Genomic DNA, 20,672 nt, shown 5'->3' with positions numbered 1-20,672 from the left:
AAAATATATGGGGGCACATTATGATACATGTAGAAAATCTGACAAAGGATTTCAAAACTTACATAAAGCAGCCTGGCTTTTTAGGAACGGTAAAGGGACTGTTCAGCAGGGAAGTAAAAATCAAGAGAGCTGTTGACAATATCAGTTTCGATATAGAAAAAGGTGAAATGGTAGGATACATAGGAGCAAACGGAGCCGGAAAATCTACCACTATAAAAATGATGACAGGTATATTGACGCCTACTGCCGGAACATGCAACGTTAATGGTATTGTCCCCTATGAAAACCGTAAGCAGAATGCAAAACACATCGGAGTAGTATTTGGTCAAAGGACTCAGCTTTGGTGGGATCTACCGCTTACCGAAACCTTTTCTATTCTTAAGGAAATATACGATGTTGATGATAACTCCTATAAATACAGAATGTCCTTTATGAATGAAGTTCTCGATATCGGGAGCTTTATATCCAGCCCTGTCAGAACCCTCTCATTGGGGCAAAGGATGCGTGCCGACCTTGCTGCAGCACTCATACATAATCCAAGAGTTCTGTTTCTTGACGAACCGACTATTGGCCTTGATGTAATGGTAAAGGAAAAAATGCGTAATGCCATAAAGGATATCAACCGTGAATTTAAAACAACAGTAATACTGACTACACATGATATGTTTGATATAGAAGAACTTTGTAGCAGAATGATCATTATAGACAAAGGTTCTAAGATATATGACGGCAGCATCGAGGAAATCAAAAACCAATACGGATTTATGCGTACACTTCAGATGGATGTGACAAATGCCAACTCTGCAAGAAATATTGATATAGCAAGAGAATTTAAGCTGGATCCGGAGGATGCAAGAACCTGGATAGATGGTAACAGCCTCTTTGTTGAATTTAATAAAAATAAAGTTCTTATTCCAGAAATCGTTTCTCATGTGATGACACAGGCACAAGTTGTAGATATGAATATAAAAGAAACCGAGATAGAAGAAATTGTAAAGAAAATCTATAAGGATGGGGTAAAATCATGAATGCACTAAAAAAATTCATACGTCTCTACCTGCCCTTTGGAAGGAGTGTAATACAAGCACGGCTTTCTTATAGGATTGATTTCTTTTTATTCGTATTTGGAGGCTTATTTAGGGTATTTGTATTTTATTACCTGTGGAAAGCAGTTTTCACCAATTCAACCAGCTCTACCATAGCAGGTTTCACACTGGATGAAATGATCTCATACATTTTCATAAGCGATATTACCGGCAGACTTGTTTCATCCCAGGCTGACAGAACTGTATCAGAAGAAATCAAGCAGGGTTCTATTGCAATAAATCTTGTACGCCCTATAAATTATAGCTCAAGACTGTTATCAGAAGCTATAGGAACAGTTGCCTGGCAGTTTATCATGATATGCCTGCCTATCTGGTTGGGCTTTGCTGTAGTAAGGTATGCATCTGGAGGTCACCTTCCACCTGATATACTTACAGTTACTTTATATGTATTCAGTATTGTGCTGAGCTTCCTAATACTATTCATGCTAAATTTCTGTTTTGGAATGCTGGCTTTTTACACAACTGCGACATGGGGTCTGAGTAACCTCAAACTCGGTATTTTGAGATTTTTTTCAGGAGAACTGATACCTATTGCTTTCTTTCCTTTATGGCTGCAAAATACAATGAATTTTCTGCCATTCGGTTCGATGAATTATACTCCTGTCATGATTTATCTTGAAAAGTTCACCGGTATGAGGGCACTGGCTGCAATTGGCATACAATCAGTTTGGGTTATTATTATGTTGTTACTCAGCAGATGGGTATGGAGCAGAGTAATACGCAGACTCACTGTTCTTGGAGGTTAAAGACATGAAAAAATATATCCGGTTGTATTTCAAATTTCTACTGCAATATTTAAAAATATTGATGGAGTATAAAGGTGACTTTTTTATAGGATTAGCATCCTTCTTTGTTATACAGGCTTCAGGTATAATTTTTATTTATATAATTTTCCAGAGGATTCCTCATCTGAATGGGTGGAACTTTTACCAGATAATGTTTATCTATGGCTTTGCACAACTTCCGAGAGGTGTTGACCATCTATTAACGGATAACATCTGGCATTTAGGTATCAGGTTAGTACTCCGCGGAGACTTTGACAGATATCTCCTGCGCCCGCTAAATCCATTATTCCAAATTATCGCAGAGATTTTTCAGCCGGATGCTTTCGGCGAATTGATAGTTGGTACAATACTGGTTTTCTGGTCTGCTTCAAATATGGATATAGATATGAGTGCCTTAAATATATTACTTTTTATAGTTTTAGTTTTATTTGGTGCATTAATTTATACATCAGTAAAGCTGCTTTTTGGGTCATTTGCATTCTGGATAAAGCAAAGCCATTCTATCATGTGGATGGCATATACCACCAGTGACTTTGCAAAATACCCAATAAGTATATATTCAAGAGTAATACAATGGACGATTACCTTCATAGTCCCTTTTGCTTTTACGGCATTTTTCCCAGCCAGTTACTTTATCGGGAAAAGCAGCCTTCTGGTGGCTGCCGGAGGTACTATTATTGTATCAGTAGTGTTATTTGCTGTGGCATACATGGTTTGGCGAAAGGGTATGTCTATTTACGAAAGCACAGGCAACTAATATACAGATTCATTTCTTAAGTCACGGAGCTTCAGGCTGCAAAATGATATGGAATCTGTCCACCTTTTCTATCAGTAACATCACTTTGTTTTAACTCATAAGATATAGAAGAGGTCTTCAGGCAGGATGTGTCCCCATGTCAGATACCAGTTTTTCCGGTAACAGATTTTATAAATTGATTATTTACTTTTTAGTCTATTCCTTCGTAGGATGGTGTATAGAGGTCATATACGTATCCCTCAGCGAGGGCCGTCTGGTAAACAGAGGATTCCTGACAGGCCCTTTCTGTTGTGTATATGGATTTGGAGCATTGTCCGTAATTATGCTTTTAAGACGGTGCAAACACAATATATTCTTACTTTTCTCCTGCGCCGCCATATCCACCACGCTAGTAGAATATGTGTCGGCATATATAATGGAAAAGGCTTTTAATCAAATCCTGTGGAATTATAGTAATGAACCTTTCAATATTGCAGGAAGGGTATGTTTGAGAAATGCACTTATCTGGGGAACAATTGCTGTCATAATGATATATGCAATTCATCCTATTATCAGATATACTGCCCGTGAAATCTCAAAAACAATTAAGCCTATTATAATATATCTTATCATTATTTACTTCATATCCGATTTCTTATTATCCTCACTAATGGCTTCCGATACTGATTCGTATACTAAGCTGATTTTCAGATTACTAAATGAGATAAGCAATAATGTGCGCTATATCAAAAATATCTTCTTCAAAAGTCTATTATGTTTGAGAAACGGAATACCAGTATAAAAGTCTGGCTAATAGTGTCAGGCTTTCTTACTGTTTATATTATAGATCTTCCTCAACAGGTTTCAGCACTTTCACACCGAATGTGAAAAATGCAGCTCCAAAAAGCAGTAGTATTAGCAGGTTAATCTTAACATTCACAAGTGTTCCGCCTGCCGCAAGCTTATCAAATGCTTCCATCACCCATTTTTGAGGCATGAAGTTAGCAATCTTTTTCATCGTATCATTCATGAACTGTATGTTGAAAAAACTTCCTCCCAGCATGCATGTCATTGTTGCAAGCAGTGAGTTAGCTACTGCGTATATCTGGCTGCTTCTGATAAAACCAATAAGTCCTATGCTTAGTCCCATTACTGATATAAGGAATGCAAACATTATTACAAACACATAGATTACAGGCATCTTCCAGTCAATATCCAGAAGGTACTTAGTAGCAACCAGAAACAGGATGATTTGTACAACTCCCAGTACTATATTTGCAAGTACGTTTCCAAGAACCATTTCATACTCTTTTAAAGGAGCACAAAAAGTTCTCATAAAGGTCTTCTTCCCCTTGTCTTCCAGTATTATTCCCATCCCATTTCCCAGAAACAGCAGCATAAACATCGTCAAGAATCCCATTGCCATTCTCGGGGTATCAGTATTGTTTATTTTAGCCTCCGGCTTATTTTCTATCTCCACCTTTTCACCGGAATATATTCTTCCGATGTATCCGTTTATAAGTCCGTCCAGTTCCATAATTACACTTTCATTCTGACGGCCTATCAGCTTTACTTTACCCACATTTTTGTTTTCAAGCTTATTGGCAAAATCTTCAGGCAGAATAATGCCGGCTTTTATTCCTTTATTTTTCACCTGGCTTTCTATAGTATTTTCATCTAAAGTTACCACACTGAATTTACCTGTATTTTCAATTGCCTGTATGAGCTGATGCCCGGGTGCAGAGACATTGGCAATCCCTATCTTGTATACTGTTTTTGATCCTGACATGGCTACAGCAAGTATTGCACCTATTATGGGGAAAATTATCAGGAACCCTATAGCAGGGATTTCTTTAACCAATCTTCTTATTATGTTTAAAGCAATAATTATGCTATTCATATATATTTTCCCTCCTGTTTACTATACATGCCGCAATCAATAATACGGTCCCGATCACAGCCAGTACTGCAAGGTTTGTTACAACATTCCATATGGGTTGCCCATCCATCAGCTTGGCATATGCGTCAAAAGCCCACTTATTTATGGTAAACCTGCTTGTAGCGTCAAACTGCTCATCAAGGCTGAACCCCCCGGATAAAAACGTCATAAACATTATAAGGAAAATCATGACACCATTGGCTACTTTAAAGCTTCTAAACAACCCGGAAAATATAAATCCCAAAGCTGTTGATACATATAAAACAAATAATGTTACCACAAATACCCCCAACCAGGATTCACCCCAGTCGATTCCCAAAGCAATTCTGCTGAGAGTAATTATAACTGCTGCAACCAGTGCAGTCACTAATACCTGCCCTATCAGGTTTCCCAGAACTATATGGCTTTTCCTTACAGGTACAGAAAAAATCCTGACCAAAATATTTTTTTCCCTTTCCTGAATAAAAAGAGATGCCCCAATAACTCCGGTAACTAACAAGAACTGTACCAGTGTCGAAGCTGCATTCAGACTTGTCAGCGAAATCTTTAAACCTACCAGTGTCACTTCCACAAAACCCTCTGCTTTTTGCCCTGAATTGTCAACATTAAAACTTCCCAGTATGGTTTTCATAATAAACATCTGAAATAAAGGTAAGCCTACTAAAATCAGCATCATTACAGGATTTAGCAGCATCGTTTTTATCTTTTTAACAGCTATATGCCATACGGCCATCCCTTTCACCTCTCAATCTCTTAGATTTCTTCCGGTTAGTGCTAAAAACACACTTTCCAGGTCAGGTTCCTTAAGACTTATGCTCTTCACCCTGACATTGCCTTTAGAGAGGACATACAGCACATCCTGCAGATTTTCCTGGGTATTTGACGTACTGATTTCTATCATATTCTCATTCAATACTACATTTTTTACCCCATGAACCTTTTTAAGCTCCTCAATAGGATTAAAACGTATATCGGTAGCTTCAATGGCAATTAATTCATCTGAAGCCACCTGCTTTTTAAGTTCGTTCTTTACTCCGCAGGCTATCAGCTTGCCATGGTCAATAATTCCGACTCTATCGCACAAGCTCTCGACTTCTTCCATATAGTGGCTTGTATATATGATTGTCGAGCCTCTCTTATTAAGCTCTTTAACAGACTCAAGTATATGGTTTCTTGACTGAGGATCGATACCCACAGTCGGCTCATCCATAATAATGATCTTTGGCTGATGGACTATGGCACATGCTATATTTAGTCTTCTTTTCATACCACCAGAAAATTTCTTTGGTTTTTCTTTTCTTTTATCTGTCAGACCACAAAACTCCAAAGCTTCATCTACCCTGTCTTTCAGCAGCCTTCCTCTTATACCGTAGAGTTTTCCGAAGTATTCAATATTTTCTTTTGCAGATATATCCTCATATACAGCTATATCCTGCGGTACTAGCCCGAGTATCCTTCTAACCTCTAATGATTCCTTTCGGATATCCATTCGGTTTATGCTTATCTCTCCGCTATTTGGTTTCAGAAGTCCCATCATCATTTTTATAGTGGTACTTTTGCCCGCACCGTTAGGGCCAAGGAGTCCGAATATCTCTCCTTCCTCAATAGTCAGATTAATATTATCTACAGCGAGGTAATTTCCATATCTTTTTACCAGATCTTTTATCATTATCAATGCCATACTATCCCCCGTCCTTTCAAAACTTTCCCTTACAATTATATAATAACTCTCCCTCCACTTACCTTCCATGCCCTCAAGTCATTTCATGAAATGACTTGAGTCATTCTAACAAAGCTTAGCAAAAAAAAGGTTAAAGCGATTTTTTGTTTCACTTTAACCCACATCATTGATTTATTTTTATGAAGCTACCTTACAGCCTCCCACCTTTCAGATAAAAAATTGCTATCTGAGTCCTATCCCTTAGTCCAAGCTTTTCAAGTATATCTGATATTTTGTTCTTAACCGTACCTTCACTTAAATATACTTTATCTGCAATTTCCTTATTAGTCATCCCATCTGATATCAGCTTTACAATATCTTTTTCCATATCCGTCAAATCGCAAATGCTTAGATTATCCATGACCTTACTCTGATTTTCCTTATTAAGCATACCTGACAGCTTCAGAGCTACATCCGGATGTATTAAAAGATTTCCCTGATATACTATCTTTATTGCTTCTATGATTTTATCAGGGGAGATACTTTTCAGCAGATATCCTTTTGCTCCATTTTTCAATGCCTCGAATATATATTCATCATCATTAAAAGTGGTGAGTATTATTATCTTAACATCAGGCCGCACTTCGATTATCTTTTTTGTGGCAAGTACCCCATCGCATACCGGCATTCTGATATCCATCAGAATCACATCCGTTTCCGGTACCGATAAAACCCTGCGGTAAGCCTCATCACCATTGCTGCAAGTACCTGCAACCTTTATGTCCTGCTCCAATTCAAGAATGATTTTTAAGCTGTTGGTTATCAGATCTTCATCATCTACAAGTAATACATTTATTGGCATCTGTTAATTCCTCCCGGCCCTTCAATAAAGAAATATTAGATTTATATACATTCATTGCTGACAGGTATAACCGTTCTCACCTCAAAGCCATTGGCTGCGGAAATCATGAGCTTTCCTCCCAGAAGTGATACTCTCTCCTCCATTCCCTTTATGCCTATCCCATTTATTACCTCCTTACAGCCGCTCCCATCATCCTTAACTGTCATCTCTACACTTTTTTCCAGGTATTTCAGCACTACTTCAATTTTTTTCGCATTTCCATGCCTTACTGCATTTGTTATTGCTTCCTGACAGTTTTTATACAGCGCAATTTCCGCGCTTGGATATAGTTTTACTGGTGCTCCTGCAATACTAAAGGTGACATCTATACCGGTTGCTCTCCTGAAATCTTCAATCATTTGCTGAATTGATAATATCCTGTTTGTATAATCTTTGGGATTTATATTTCTTACTGTCTGTCTCAGAATTTCCACACATGCTTCCATGTTCTCCCTCACAGAATAAATTATATGTTTTCCCTTTTCGCTATCCACTTCCGCTACCCTGATAGCGGCATCCAGTTGCATTAGCACTCCTGTAAGCTTATGTCCCAGTGTATCGTGTATTTCCTGCGAAATCCGGTTTCTTTCCTCAAGCTGTGATACACTTTCAATCTTTTTCATATACTCTTCAAGCCTTTTCTTGGCATCTTCCACCTGATAACTGTATTTTCTGTTTTGATCATATAGCTCTTCAACCTCTTTAAAACTACTGTGCAGCTTCTTTAACTGCATGGCAAAGACGAATGCAATCACGAACACTGCTGTAATAAGAAAAACGGATTCAATACTTTTTGACTTGATGAAATACCCCAGCATACCCAGAATAATAGTAATAATAATGTATGCTTCACCTTGCAGCAAAGTCAGGCTGTCCAGTATGGTTACCAGCAGAAGCAGATACGAAAGACCGGTATAGCTGTTGTTCAAATAGTATATCAGACCCAGGTCAACAAAAATCGAGATAATGATCAGCTTATCCCTAAGAAAGTTTACTCTTACTTGGGAATTAATGATAAAAAGCAGCATTAAAGCCATATAGGCAGAAGTAGAGAGATCAGCGTTACCCCATACAGTACCTGAAGCAGCCATAGAAATGATAAACAAGCGCGCAAAGACCTCAGATTTAAATTTACCTGCTCCCATCATCATCCCCCACTATTACAAGATTAAACTCTGTTAAGATGTTATATTTAATATAACATCTTAACAGAGTTTTTTCCATGCGTAAAAGTCATAAGAGTAAAATATGTTTATTGGACATATAGCTGGTTTTTTGATATGATATACACCGCATCTACATTTAATCCGACGCAGTATTAATTGTTATTATTCAATATAGACGTTTAACTGTAGGCAACTATTTTTATAAAGGAGACTAAATCATGAGCAACAATCAGGTTCTGGCAACAGTGGGAGACAGACAGATTACCCAAGGCGACGTGGAATTTTTACTCAAAACTCTTGACCCCCAATCTTCAAAGAGGCTCGATTCACCTAACGGAAGAAAGAGGGTATTGCAGGAGCTTATCAATCAGGAGCTGTTCTTTCTTGACGCCATTGAAAAGGGTATCGATAATGATGCTGCATACAAAGCAGAAATTGAAAAAATGAAAACAAGCTACCTAAAGCAATATGCCATAAGCAAGTTACTTGCCAATATCACAGTAAGTGATAAGGAAATATCTGACTATTACGAGCAAAACAAGCAACTATTCGTTAATCAGGAAAGTATAAAAGCAAGTCATATTCTGGTTAGTTCGGAGGAAAAGGCATCGGAAATCTTAAGTGAAATAAACGGCGGACTTTCATTTGAGGAAGCAGCTGAAAGATATTCAAGTTGTCCTTCAAAATCCAATGGCGGTGATCTTGGTTTCTTCACACGTGGCAGAATGGTACCTGAGTTTGAAAAGGCGGCATTTGAAACCGATATAGGTCAAGTAAGCGGACCAGTAAAAACACAATTTGGCTACCACATTATCAAGGTTCTGGATAAAAGCCCTGTGTCTGAAAAATCTCTCGATGAAGTAAAAGGACAAATTAATCAGCAATTGATCGCTGATAAACAGGAGTCGGTTTTCTTTACCAAGGTCAATGAACTGAAGGAAAAGTATGAAGTAAAGATTTGCGAGTAGCAGGAGAGGCAGTCCAATTAACGGAACTGCCTCTATTTTTTACCTTGCTTCTTTTGTTATGTTATTCTTGATAAATATGCTTTCCCATCTGTTTACATAATAATCAACAGCCCATTCTGCCATTACTACTGATTCTCCCTTACCAAGATTGACTTTTTTCAGAGGAACTTCCGACAGTTTCTCACCTGAGATCCCGTATATAAGAATCTGGTCTTTTGTCTGAATAACAGCCATATCATTGTTTGGTGAGGTGAAAGCATCTACAGCTTCCGGTATCCGGTCTTTTACATGCGTCCATTGCAGATTAAGAATATCATAGGCAATCAGCTCCGTTGGCGGTATTAAATTTATATTGAAATCTATAAAGGGAATTTGCGCTTTCTGGCCAAAATTCAACCTTCCCTTAAAGAACCAATGACCAGTCTTTCTGTATAATCCAAAATTATTCTTATAGCTTTCTTTGTCAATATCCCTTAATTGCGGATCACCATAGGTTTCAAGCAGGTTATTTACTGCTCTTTCCATAGCCATTCTTCCATTTTCTCCCGCAATATCAGTTATGTCAATTCCCTCTGTGTTTGCTATACTGTCAACAGGTAATACCTGAAGTTTATTATGGCTCCATGTTTTTGTATTATTTTTATACCCTCCGCTGCCTGCATTTTCTATAGCAACATAATCGTTGCCTGCATACTGAATAGCTTTACGGATAACTCCATCCTTATCTACCCAAAACTCATTTTCCTCCACATCTTCTGCCTTTTCAACCAAAACGTTTTTTGATATGCTGTAAGCAACAAGTATGTCTTCCAAACTTTTTTTGCCTGCTTTTTCATGTACTTCCAACTTCCAAAAGCCATTTTTACGTGGAAGAAATAAATTCTTTGCTTCCAGTACCGGACGTACATAACCGTTATCGTATGCTATCCAAAGGGTTTTATATGTGTATGCATTTATACTGTCTGACTGTTCATTTCTTTCTGTCTTAACAGGCGTACGTATCCCAAGCAAAATACCTGACCTTAAGGATTGCCTTTCTTCTGCTCCTCGCTTTATTATGGTTTCACTCCTGCTTAGTGCCTCTCTGGTCAGGCTCCCATCAACATCGGAGTCTATTTTTCTCAGCCAGAAATAATCATTATCAATATTAGCAACAAATCTGTCTTTTCCAATTTTCGCAAATTCATACAGGAATTTATCCTGAGAAAACACGGTAACTATCTGTGTATTTGAATCCTTTATTCCCAGCTTTTCTACAGGCCCACTAAACTTATGAAGGAAGTATTCTTCCGCGTTTACCTGCTTAACCTTATAACTGATATTGTTAAAAGCCGCATCGCCAACAGTAATTGAGTCCTGCGAAAATTTAGCCGTTTTTCCTATCCAATCATCTGATTTGTTTATTGCCTTATCATCACTCTTGTTTATGCATTCTTCGATTAGCCATTTCCCCTGAATAGGTATTAAGCTGTTTTGCGGAGCAACAATCCTGTTACTGGTATCCAGTGATGTGCTACCGCATCCAGTAAAGTTTGCAAATATCAAAACAATAACCGTTAATAAAAAAAACTTCCTCAATTCAATCCTCCTTCATTATAGGTAAAGAAATAAAGGTTTCCGTTCCTTTATTCAATTCACTCCTGATTTCAAAAGAGCCGTTCATAAGCTTAATAATTTCATCGCAAACGGAAAGCCCTATACCATTTCTTGATTTACTGTTCTTCCCCTTATAAAACTTTTCTTTTACTTTCGGAAGCTCTTCTTCCGATATGCCGCAGCCATTATCTGAGATATAGAAAAGCATTTCATTTTCTCCTATATATGCTTTAAACATCACCCTGCCGCCTGCTGAGGTAAATTTGAGTGAATTATCCAGGATGTTGATAAATACCTGTTTTAGTCTGTTTTCATCAGTATAGATATCCGGAAGGTTTTCCTCACATGAGACCACAAATTCAATTTTTTCTCTGTCAGCTCTAGGTTTTAGCTGTTTACTTACATGTTCCACAATACTCTTGATATTCACTTTCTCTTTTTTCATAGCTATTTTCCCAGAAACAAATCTTGAGAAATCAAGCAGTTCCTCTACCATTGAAGTAAGCCTGTCTGCCTCCTTCTCAATTATCTCCAAGCCATCCTGCAGCATCTCTTTATCGTCCAAGCTTCCCTCTTTTAAAGTAACAGCCCACCCCTTGATAGAAGTGAGAGGAGTTCTGAGCTCATGTGATACTGAAGAAATAAATTCGTTTTTCAGCTGCTCCCGTTTTTGTATCTCATCTGCCATGTAGTTTAGAGTGTCTGACAACTTGCCTATCTCATCGTCATTTTTCTTAACGCTCTGAACATTAAAGTTACCTGCAGCCATTTTTTCTGCTACCTGCGTAACTTCTTTCAGTGGATAAATGATTGAGTTCGAGAGCAGAAGACTTACAATGCTTGATATGATGATGACAATAGCACCTATCATGAGAAAAACGCTTTCTACCCTCCCTACATCTTCATTTACCAGTCTCAGGGAACTAATAAACCTTAAAGCCCCTACGACCTCATCCTGTGACTTCAGTGGGTATGACACTACCATAACTTCTTCCTTATCATAATCAACCTTACCCACCCAAAACCCTTTTTTCCCACTTAACGCATCCTTTACATCCGGCATTTCCACCTGCTTTTCGGGGATCACACCGATGGAATCCATAAGAATCTTACCTGCACTGTCAACAATCTGGACTTGAGCAGTAGAGGACTTCCAGAATGTGTCTACGTCATTCATGACATTATCCTGCAGGCTTGCATCGGAAAAGTACTTGTTATACAAACCGCTGGCTATCTTTATCTGGCTGTACATGTTGCCTTCAAGATTTTTATAGTAATTCTGTTTTACAATGTTTGCAATAAGTATTTCCAATATTATTACAGTAATAATAACAACAAAAATCGAGTTCAAAGCGAGTTTTCTCTTTATACTTATCATGATAAGCCCTGCCACCTGTATCCAAATCCCCAAACTGTTTCTATAAAAGCAGGCTCAGATGGATTATCCTCAATCTTTTCTCTTAATCTTCTGATATAAACATCAACAGTTTTCAGATCTCCGAAATAATTCTTCCCCCAGACTTCGTTAAGAAGCTCATTCCGGCTAATAGCCTTTCCGGAGTTTTTCATAAAAACTTTGACTATAGAAAATTCCGTAGGGGTGAGTTCTATCTCTTCACTGTTCTTAAAGAATTTTTGTGCCTTTAAATCCAGTGACAGGTTTTTAAAGAAAATCGTTTCGGATAGATTATTTTTTACATTGACAGATCTTCTTAGTATCGTCCTGATTCTGGCAATCAGTTCAAGAGGATTAAAAGGTTTTACCATATAGTCATCCGCACCCAATTCAAGCCCTGTAATCTTATCCATATCCTGACTTTTTGCTGTAAGCATTATTATAACCATTCCAGGCATGTCCTCCCTGATTTTGCGGCATACCTCAAAACCATCAATACCAGGGAGCATAATATCAAGGACAACTATATCCGGATTGAACGTTTTAACCATAACGATAGCTTTTTCACCTGAATCAGCCTCAATAACATGAAAGCCATTTCTTTCGAGATTAATGGTAATAAATTTTCTTATGGAAGCCTCATCCTCGACAACTAAAACTTTTGCTCCAACCTCACTCACATTATCACTCCATTTGATTCAATATATAAGCAAAATCAGGATGTAAATTCCTTTAATATATACTTAACGGCTCTAAATTTAATGGTTGTTTCAGAGCCGTTAATACATATTTTATAATAAAATTCTAAAATATTCTATTAATTAATGTTTCCAGATTTATGTCATATCATATTCAGACCATGTTCTTTCATATTTGCTGATTGAAAACTTTTTGGCGCTGCAAAAAGCATTTTGTGGGTTGTTTTATAAATAAGCATTGCAAGTCTGCTGTCGCTTTTCTCGTTTCTCAATTCCTTGTATACTTTTATAAATATATCCTGAGTAAGTTCGCTGGCTTCTGTTCTGTCACCGGTTGCAGCAAAAACAAGACTGAAGATTTTCTTTTCATAGGATTCTATAAGCTTTTCATAAGCAGCAACATCACCTTTTTGAGCCATAAAAAATAAACTCTTCTTATCGTTTTTCATAAGTGAACCCTTCTTTAACCGCATGAACTGTTTTTACACAAACTCACACAATTAAAATTTATTCCACTTATATAATACTTTCTTCGTTAACTCAAATAATTAACAAATAGTTAAAATATATTCATAATTCAAAAGCCTGTATACCAATTGGGGTATACAGGCCATCCTTACTCTACTATAAGGCTTCTCGGACTTATCCCGAGTATTCTGCCCGAAGGAATCCATGTGCTTATCCCTGTCAATATCAAGCATAAAGGAATTGAAGCTATTGTTCCTATAGCTGATATATTGAATGGAAATTTTACTACACCTTGGCTCACAAGCATTGCACCAAGAATATGAGGAGAAACTGCAAGCCCGATAGGTATTCCGATTAATAAACTTAAAACTGCCAGTATCAAAACCTTATATACCATCGACGCCCTTATCTGCTTCGGAGTCATCCCGATAGATTTGAATATTCCAAAGCTCTTCCTGCTCTCAAAAATATTCATAAGCGTGGAGTTGAAAATAATTATGAATGAAACCGCCATAAACATTACGCAAACAAATACCACAGGAATTGTCATATTTGAGGTTATGCTGCTCATTGTAGAAGTAAATCCGTTTTCCGAAAATTGTATGTCAAGTGCCTCTCCATATTGCGCTTCATATTCTTCCGCAAATTTCCTCGAGTCTACCCCCTCCACTAGGTTCACCGCATAACTTGAAAACTGAAAGTCTTTGTCAAGCTCCCTTATTAATGAGGCCTGCAGCCTGTATCCCTGTCCTGAGTTTGAAATTGTTTGGTAAACACCTGTAATCAGAAATGTTATCTTTTTCCCATACAGATACATGTCCAGGTAATCCCCCACTGTCCTGCCATAGTGTTTACTGGTATTGACTGCGATAGATATCTCATTATCGCTTTCAGGGTTTCTTCCTTCTATGTTTACCAGGCCTATACTGTGCATATCTCCGTCATATATATTCCCATAGAGATTCCTGCTGGATTTATTCTTTGATGACGGAGTTGCAGATGCTGTGACATAACCTACCGGAACTACTGTTTCCGCACGTCTGTCGTCCTTCAGTTTTTTCACAAGCTCATCATGGGAAAGCTGATTCATTCCTGAATTACGGTATATATACATCTGACTGTTGTCAAATCCCCAGTAAGATGAGTCCTTTCCCATATTAATCAAAGAGTTGTAAATATTTACCGAAAACACCAGGACAAAGACAGTAATTATAGTAGAAGCAAGCATAAACAGTGATTGTCTTTTATTTGCTGCCATTTGCTTTATTCCCAGAATCAACGTTACAGGAAGAATTTTTATAAACGGCAGGGTTTTATTCTTCTTAAACGAATACTGCTTCTCAGGCGCACCAAAGCGTATTGATTCTGCCGGCTTTATTTTTCCCGCCTTCAGTGAAATACTAAATGCTGTTATGGTAGTAAGAGAAACGATTGTAACAAACGTCAAAGTTATCGGCAGAAGCATAGAAAAGCCAGTATTGAAACCAAGTGAAATAATAAGACTTTGCATAAGCATCCTTATAGTTAAATAGCTGAACCCGATTCCAAATGGAGTTGCCAGTACAGCAAGGAGTGAATATTGGCCTGAATAAGCCATAATCACGTTCTTTGATGAAAAACCCTGGGATTTAAGTATTCCGATAGTTTTATAGTCTGCCAATATTGCCCCTGAAATAGTAAAGGACATAACAAATAATACAACTACGACGATTACAATAGAGAATATCAGCATTATGGTTCCTATGATTTTCAGTATGAATGTATAAATAAATTCCAGTGCCTCAAGGTCAAGCTTGCTTCCCATGAAAGGACTTCCGAGAAATTCCTCAAACTTTTTCCACAGCGCAGGTTCTGTAGAATAATCCTCAAACCTTATACCAAGCATGTAAGCATTCATCTCAAAATCAGGAATAATTCTTTCCAACTCCCCAGGTGCAACCCATACCCTCACAGGGTTAATCAATCCTGAGCTGAACTGTGGGTCTACTACTATTGCAGACACTTTCATGTCTGCGTTTCCGTTTTTTGTAGGTATAGATATTGTATCCCCAACCCGGATATTATTTGTAGATGCAAAGGTAGTCGGTACCCATATTTCTCCCTTTGAAGGATTTTCTTTACTTTCTCCTTGTACTATGTCGAGTTTATCCTGTAGTACTTTTACCGAGGGTCTTTCTGTAACTTGTGTACTATTGGAAACCTTTTTCCCTTTGAAAACCATCTTGTCCTGCATGTCATAGAAAGGCAGCAATTCAGTAGTTGTAACCCCCTCCTGTTTCCTCCACCATTCCATTACTTTCTTCTCATCATGCATACTGCTTCCAAATCTTAATAAATCCTGGGATGAGTTAAGCTTACTGCACATAGCTTCATATGGCTTATTCATACTGCTCATCAGACCTATGGCAGTTGAGAACAGAAGTGAGGACACCATTATCGTAATAAGAATCAAGATACTCTGTACTTTCTTTTTCTTTATGTTTGCTAACACCATCAGCATTATGCTTCTCATCTTACCACCCCTTTTCAGTCAGGTATGAAAATATTTCTTTTTCTCTCTTCTCCAGACTGCTTTCTGAGTATTTCTCAAGCCTTAAATCTCCACCGATTCTTCCATCTTTGATAAATATGATTCTGTCTGCTCTGCAAGCCGCTTTTATATCATGAGTAACCATAACGATTGTCTGTCCTTTGGAATTGATACCGGTAAGAATATCCAGAACATTTTGACCCTGGGATGAGTTCAGACTGCCTGTAGGCTCATCTGCAAAAAGTATCTGGGGTGAGTTGATCAATCCTCTTGCTATGGCTGCTCTCTGCTGCTGCCCTCCTGATACCTGAGAAGGCAATCTGTTGACCTGGTCGCCTAATCCCATTATTTTCAGAAGTTCTTTTGCTCTTTCATCAACTTTCTTTCTGTCTTTTTCGGCAAGATAACCTGTTATTGTTATATTTTCCAATAGTGACAGATTCGGTACAAGATTTATTGCCTGAAAAATAAAGCCTATATTTTTTCTTCTAAATTGTGCTGTCTTTCTTTCGTTTAAAGCATCCACACGTTTTTCTTCAAACCATACTTCTCCGGCAGTAACGCTATCCAGTCCGCTTAACAGATACAAAAGTGTGGATTTTCCCGAACCTGAACTACCCATAATTACGGTAAAATCCTTTTCAAAAATTTCAAGATTCATATTTCTGATTGCGTGGAACTGCTCTCCGTCACTTACATAGGTTTTGCATAAATTATTGGTTTTCATTATTGCATTTTTCATCTATATGCACTCTCCTTAAGACTTTTTGTTAGCTTACTGCCTACAATACTAATGATAGAAAATAAAACTTAACAAGTCCTTATACAAATATTAAGAATTTATTAAGCATACATAAAGGGATGTATCCCTAACCGGACTACATCCCCGTAAATAAATCGGCTAAACCTTTGGAATCGTAAATGTAAATGTACTTCCTTCATTTATACTGCTTTCTACAAAAATCTCTCCTCCATGCTGCTCTACAATATATCTGCATATGGATAAACCCAGTCCTGAGCCTTCAAAATCTCTTGTAAACCTTTCACCCCTGTAAAACTTGTCAAAAATGTGTGGCAGCTCTTCCTGGGAAACACCATAACCCGTATCACTTACGGTAATCTTAAGATATTCTTTTTCTAAAAATGCCTTAAACCGGATATTCCCTCCTGGAGGTGTGTACTTCTTTGCATTTTGTATTAGATTCACTATTACCTGTTCGATTCTTGAACTGTCCATATTAACCAGAACATCTGGAAACGGTTCATCTACTGTCAGTGCTATAGGACTGTTTTCAAACTGAACTTTCAGCGGTTCCATAACTTTTCTCAATATCTGTCTACAGTACATTTCTTCCATATTCATTTTGAACTTTCCAAGTTCCTTTAATGAATGCTGCAATAAATCTTCAATCAGCTTTGTCAGACTGTCTGTTTTATTTTTTATAACCGACAGATACCTGTCTGTAGTCTCCTTGTCCTTGGCTATTCCATCCTGTAAACCTTCCACATATGCCTTAATGGATGCTACGGGTGTTTTCAGTTCGTGAGATATACTGGCAATCAGTTCCTTCCTTGCTTTTTCATATTCTGATTGCTTGCGCAAAGACTCTTTAAGCTCCTCCTTCATCATATCAAAGGCCTTAGTGAAAGCTCCCAATTCATTATCCTTATCATATCTGATACTAAAATCAAGATCGCCTACAGCTATCTGCCTTGCTGACCTGTTAAGGCTATTCAATGGATCTATAATTCCCTGCGATACCTTAATAATAAATAATAGTATAAAAACAATAAGACAAAAAAAACCTATAAAAACAGGACTTAAAATATAAGCTGCTTTATTTTCCCGTTTCATGCTCATAACAGACTTGACCGGTATTGAGAATATCGCATTTGCTGCCTGCTTCCCTTCTATTACTATAGGAAAAGCAAACCGTATATTTCCTGGATTCTCTGCACCAAATGCCGCATCAAAGTGAACAAAAGTTTTTATATCAATCTTTTTCCCATTTAGGTTAGCCTCATTTTCTTCAGAATCAAAAACCACGATTCCGTCTGTATCGACAACTTGCAGCTTTGAACCGATTTCTTCAAGCATTGCCTCTATTGATTTTTTTAGTTCATTGTCTTTTCCTAAAAAGCTATAGCTTGACTCTATTTTTGACATGATACCGCTGGTCAGCACTCTTGCTTCATTAAACCTGAAAATCTCCTTATTGCTGTCAAAAGCATCAGCAGCCAGCTTGTAAGTAAATGCTAAGGATAGTGCAAGCAAAATGAAAATGAATATAAAAGCATAATACAGCTTGGCCTTTGTGTTTATTTTCATGCCTCACCGCCATCAAATTTATATCCGACTCCCCATACAGTCTTTATATATATTGGTTCTGAAGGGTCTTTTTCTACTTTTTCCCTTATCTTTCTTATATGCACAGTTACAGTGTTAATATCACCATACTCATCAAAGCCCCATATCTGGTTGAATAATTGTTCCCTTGTAAAAACCTGCATCGGATGATGCGCCATATAGCTTAACAATTCAAATTCCTTGGCAGCCAGTTCAACCTTCCTGCCGTCAATCATTACTGTATATGATTTATCTTCTATTATCATACTTCCAAACTTTAATGTACATGACTGCTGGTTTGGAGCAGACAGGTGGATATATCTCCTTAATTGGGCTTTTACCCTCGCAACCATTTCACCTGGGCTGAAAGGCTTTGATATATAGTCGTCTGCTCCCAGTCCAAGACCCAGTATTTTATCAATATCACTGCTTTTTGCACTTAGCATCAGTATGGGTATGCTTGACTGGGAACGTATCATCCTGCATACTTCCATTCCATCTATTTTAGGAAGCATAACATCAAGTATTACAAGCTGGGGGTCAAAAAGCTTAAATCCCTTCAGCGCATCCTCTCCATCAAAAGCCATATGTACGGTAAAGCCTTCTGTTTGAAGATAATCACGCATTATTTCTGCCAACTCTTTTTCATCATCTACTACCATTATTCTCTCTTGTGACACAGACATTCCCCCTGAATTTATACTAATAAAACAATTATAACAGCAAGCTATGCCAGTCTACAACATCAGCCCTGCTTTCGCAACTTCCTTTTTCTCTCTTGAGTCATTGCGTTTCAGGAGCTTTAACTGGATATTAATCCGCTAAAAAACAAAAAAGCAAGCTTATGTTGATTTAAGCCTGCTCATCAATTAATAATTACTGTTCTACTCGTATAGTGTTTTCTATGCTGACTACATCGCATTCATTTCTTATATCATTAATGGCATTTATCATTGATAGTTCATTTGCATGATGTGTGACAAAGATCAGAGGTACTTCAGCCTTATTGTGACCTTTTTGGATCACTGATGCTATGCTGACCCCATATTTGCCGAATATTCCCGAAATCTTTGCCAGTACCCCGGGTTTGTCCTTCACTGTCATACGCACAAAAAATTCCGTTTCCCAGTTTCTTTCGAAATCAACCTTATCAGAGGCGTTTATACCGTTGTAAAAGGTATTATACCTGTGTTTTCCGGTCTGGTGACAAGCTGTTATAATATCAGAAATTATTGCGCTTCCTGTAGGCAGATCCCCTGCACCTCTTCCATAGAACATCAGGTTTCCTACAGCATCACCTTTTATGAAAACAGCATTGTATGAATCCCTCACTGCTGCAAGCGGATGATTGAGAGGTATGAATGTAGGATGAACTCTTGCTTCTATAGTATCCCCGTTCTTCTTTGCTATAGCCAGAAGCTTGATAGAATACCCCAGTTCTTTTCCATACTCTATATCTTCAACAGAAATACCTGTAATTCCCTCTCTGAAAATACTGTCCAAATGTACCCGTGTATGAAATGATATTGATGACAGGATAGAGAGCTTATACATTGCATCCCAGCCCTCTATGTCAGCAGTTGGATCAGGCTCCGCATACCCGAGCTTTTGCGCTTCCGCCAGTACATCACTAAAGCTGCGCCCTTCTTCAGACATCTTTGTTAGTATATAATTGGTAGTTCCGTTGATTATACTCATTAACCCATATATCTTATTTGCCTGCAAAGATTCCTTCACAGCCTTTATCACAGGGATGCCTCCTGCAACACTGGCTTCATAATATAGCCCTGCACCATTCTGCTGCGCTGCTCTTTCAAGCTCATGCCAGTGTTTTGCCATAACCTCCTTGTTTGCAGTCACCACACTCTTACCTTTGTTTAAAGCTTTAATAATATACTCCCTGGCGGGTTCAACACCACCTAAAAACTCTGTAACAATAGAAATTTCAGGATCGTTAATTATATCCTCAATGTTATCAGTCAACAATTTGGGTTCTACGGGAATTTTCCTGGGTTTATGCAAATCCCGGACCAATACCTTACCAACCTTTAGTTTCAAACCTTCTCTGTGAAATATTTCCTGACCATTTTCCTGAAATATCTTAAATACTCCCATTCCTATATTGCCAAATCCTAAAAAACCGATTTTCACTTCTGCCATTACAGTCTCCTCCGCTTTATATGAAATCCACTTCCAGCTTTTTACTTGTTTTTGATAAAAAGATTATACATATAGGAGCGGGTAAAATCAAGGGAGGTTATGCAAAGTTCCTGATATACACAAACTAATAGTTCTGTGCTAAATAGGAAAAACAATGTCTTGCAGGCCTGTTTTCGATAGCATCAGAAAGATGTATTTTATGGAAATGTCAATTGT

Annotated in this window: 19 protein-coding genes; 5 read left to right on the top strand and 14 right to left on the bottom strand. The window is 37.8% G+C overall.

Annotated elements, in window-relative coordinates; translation table 11 throughout:
• The first annotated feature begins 20 nt into the window (after positions 1-20).
• From N3I35_19195 to N3I35_19180, 4 genes are all read left to right on the top strand, one after another.
• Complete coding sequence (locus N3I35_19195; protein ID MCX8132207.1) at positions 21-1,028, top strand: ATP-binding cassette domain-containing protein; 1,008 nt, start codon at positions 21-23, stop codon at positions 1,026-1,028.
• Positions 1,025-1,852, top strand: coding sequence for an ABC-2 family transporter protein (locus tag N3I35_19190; GenBank protein MCX8132206.1), 828 nt, complete (start codon positions 1,025-1,027; stop codon positions 1,850-1,852). The genes N3I35_19195 and N3I35_19190 overlap by 4 nt, the downstream gene beginning before the upstream one ends.
• A gap of 4 nt (positions 1,853-1,856) precedes the next feature.
• A complete protein-coding gene (locus tag N3I35_19185) occupies positions 1,857-2,648 on the top strand; it encodes an ABC-2 family transporter protein (GenBank protein MCX8132205.1) in 792 nt (263 codons plus the stop codon).
• Between the two features lie 136 nt (positions 2,649-2,784).
• A complete protein-coding gene (locus N3I35_19180) occupies positions 2,785-3,429 on the top strand; it encodes a putative ABC transporter permease (protein ID MCX8132204.1) in 645 nt (214 codons plus the stop codon).
• Between the two features lie 39 nt (positions 3,430-3,468).
• Here N3I35_19180 and N3I35_19175 read toward each other — a convergent pair whose 3' ends face one another.
• The 5 genes from N3I35_19175 to N3I35_19155 form a co-directional block, all read right to left on the bottom strand.
• Positions 3,469-4,527: an ABC transporter permease gene (locus tag N3I35_19175; GenBank protein ID MCX8132203.1), complete on the bottom strand. Its 1,059-nt coding sequence runs from the start codon at positions 4,525-4,527 to the stop codon at positions 3,469-3,471.
• Positions 4,520-5,299, bottom strand: a complete 780-nt coding sequence (locus tag N3I35_19170) for an ABC transporter permease (GenBank protein ID MCX8132202.1) — start codon at positions 5,297-5,299, stop codon at positions 4,520-4,522. The genes N3I35_19175 and N3I35_19170 overlap by 8 nt, the downstream gene beginning before the upstream one ends.
• A 12-nt stretch (positions 5,300-5,311) precedes the next feature.
• A complete protein-coding gene (locus N3I35_19165; GenBank protein ID MCX8132201.1) occupies positions 5,312-6,247 on the bottom strand; it encodes an ABC transporter ATP-binding protein in 936 nt (311 codons plus the stop codon).
• Positions 6,248-6,437: 190 nt separating this feature from the next.
• Positions 6,438-7,088, bottom strand: coding sequence for a response regulator transcription factor (locus N3I35_19160; GenBank protein MCX8132200.1), 651 nt, complete (start codon positions 7,086-7,088; stop codon positions 6,438-6,440).
• A 41-nt stretch (positions 7,089-7,129) separates the two neighbouring features.
• The gene (locus N3I35_19155) at positions 7,130-8,272 is read right to left on the bottom strand and encodes a sensor histidine kinase (protein MCX8132199.1); all 1,143 of its coding nucleotides are present in this window, start codon (positions 8,270-8,272) and stop codon (positions 7,130-7,132) included.
• A 239-nt stretch (positions 8,273-8,511) separates the two neighbouring features.
• On the opposite strand from N3I35_19155, the gene N3I35_19150 reads away from it, so the two are divergent.
• A complete protein-coding gene (locus N3I35_19150) occupies positions 8,512-9,261 on the top strand; it encodes a peptidylprolyl isomerase (GenBank protein ID MCX8132198.1) in 750 nt (249 codons plus the stop codon).
• Positions 9,262-9,300: 39 nt separating this feature from the next.
• Here N3I35_19150 and N3I35_19145 read toward each other — a convergent pair whose 3' ends face one another.
• From N3I35_19145 to N3I35_19105, 9 genes are all read right to left on the bottom strand, one after another.
• Positions 9,301-10,839: a hypothetical protein gene (locus N3I35_19145; protein MCX8132197.1), complete on the bottom strand. Its 1,539-nt coding sequence runs from the start codon at positions 10,837-10,839 to the stop codon at positions 9,301-9,303.
• Position 10,840: 1 nt separating this feature from the next.
• Entirely contained in the window at positions 10,841-12,235 is a 1,395-nt protein-coding gene (locus N3I35_19140) for a HAMP domain-containing histidine kinase (GenBank protein ID MCX8132196.1), read from the bottom strand.
• The gene (locus tag N3I35_19135; protein MCX8132195.1) at positions 12,232-12,933 is read right to left on the bottom strand and encodes a response regulator transcription factor; all 702 of its coding nucleotides are present in this window, start codon (positions 12,931-12,933) and stop codon (positions 12,232-12,234) included. The genes N3I35_19140 and N3I35_19135 overlap by 4 nt, the downstream gene beginning before the upstream one ends.
• Positions 12,934-13,094: 161 nt before the next feature.
• A complete protein-coding gene (locus N3I35_19130; protein ID MCX8132194.1) occupies positions 13,095-13,400 on the bottom strand; it encodes a hypothetical protein in 306 nt (101 codons plus the stop codon).
• Between the two features lie 167 nt (positions 13,401-13,567).
• Positions 13,568-15,931 (bottom strand): ABC transporter permease, encoded by a 2,364-nt coding sequence (locus tag N3I35_19125; GenBank protein ID MCX8132193.1) that lies wholly within the window; start codon positions 15,929-15,931, stop codon positions 13,568-13,570.
• Position 15,932: 1 nt separating this feature from the next.
• Entirely contained in the window at positions 15,933-16,691 is a 759-nt protein-coding gene (locus N3I35_19120) for an ABC transporter ATP-binding protein (GenBank protein MCX8132192.1), read from the bottom strand.
• Between the two features lie 159 nt (positions 16,692-16,850).
• Positions 16,851-18,278, bottom strand: a complete 1,428-nt coding sequence (locus N3I35_19115) for a HAMP domain-containing histidine kinase (GenBank protein MCX8132191.1) — start codon at positions 18,276-18,278, stop codon at positions 16,851-16,853.
• Positions 18,275-18,976 carry a response regulator transcription factor gene (locus tag N3I35_19110; GenBank protein ID MCX8132190.1) on the bottom strand — a complete coding sequence of 234 codons (702 nt, stop codon included), beginning with the start codon at positions 18,974-18,976 and terminating at the stop codon, positions 18,275-18,277. The genes N3I35_19115 and N3I35_19110 overlap by 4 nt, the downstream gene beginning before the upstream one ends.
• 196 nt (positions 18,977-19,172) lie before the next feature.
• On the bottom strand, positions 19,173-20,456 hold the full coding sequence (locus N3I35_19105) for a homoserine dehydrogenase (GenBank protein MCX8132189.1): 1,284 nt from the start codon (positions 20,454-20,456) through the stop codon (positions 19,173-19,175).
• Positions 20,457-20,672 lie beyond the last annotated feature (216 nt).

The sequence above is a fragment of the Clostridia bacterium genome, from assembly GCA_026414765.1.
GTDB lineage: Bacteria > Bacillota > Clostridia > Acetivibrionales > DSM-27016 > SKW86.
The sequence above is the reverse complement of the archived record's forward strand: the minus strand, read 5'-3'. Positions and strand labels throughout refer to the sequence as shown.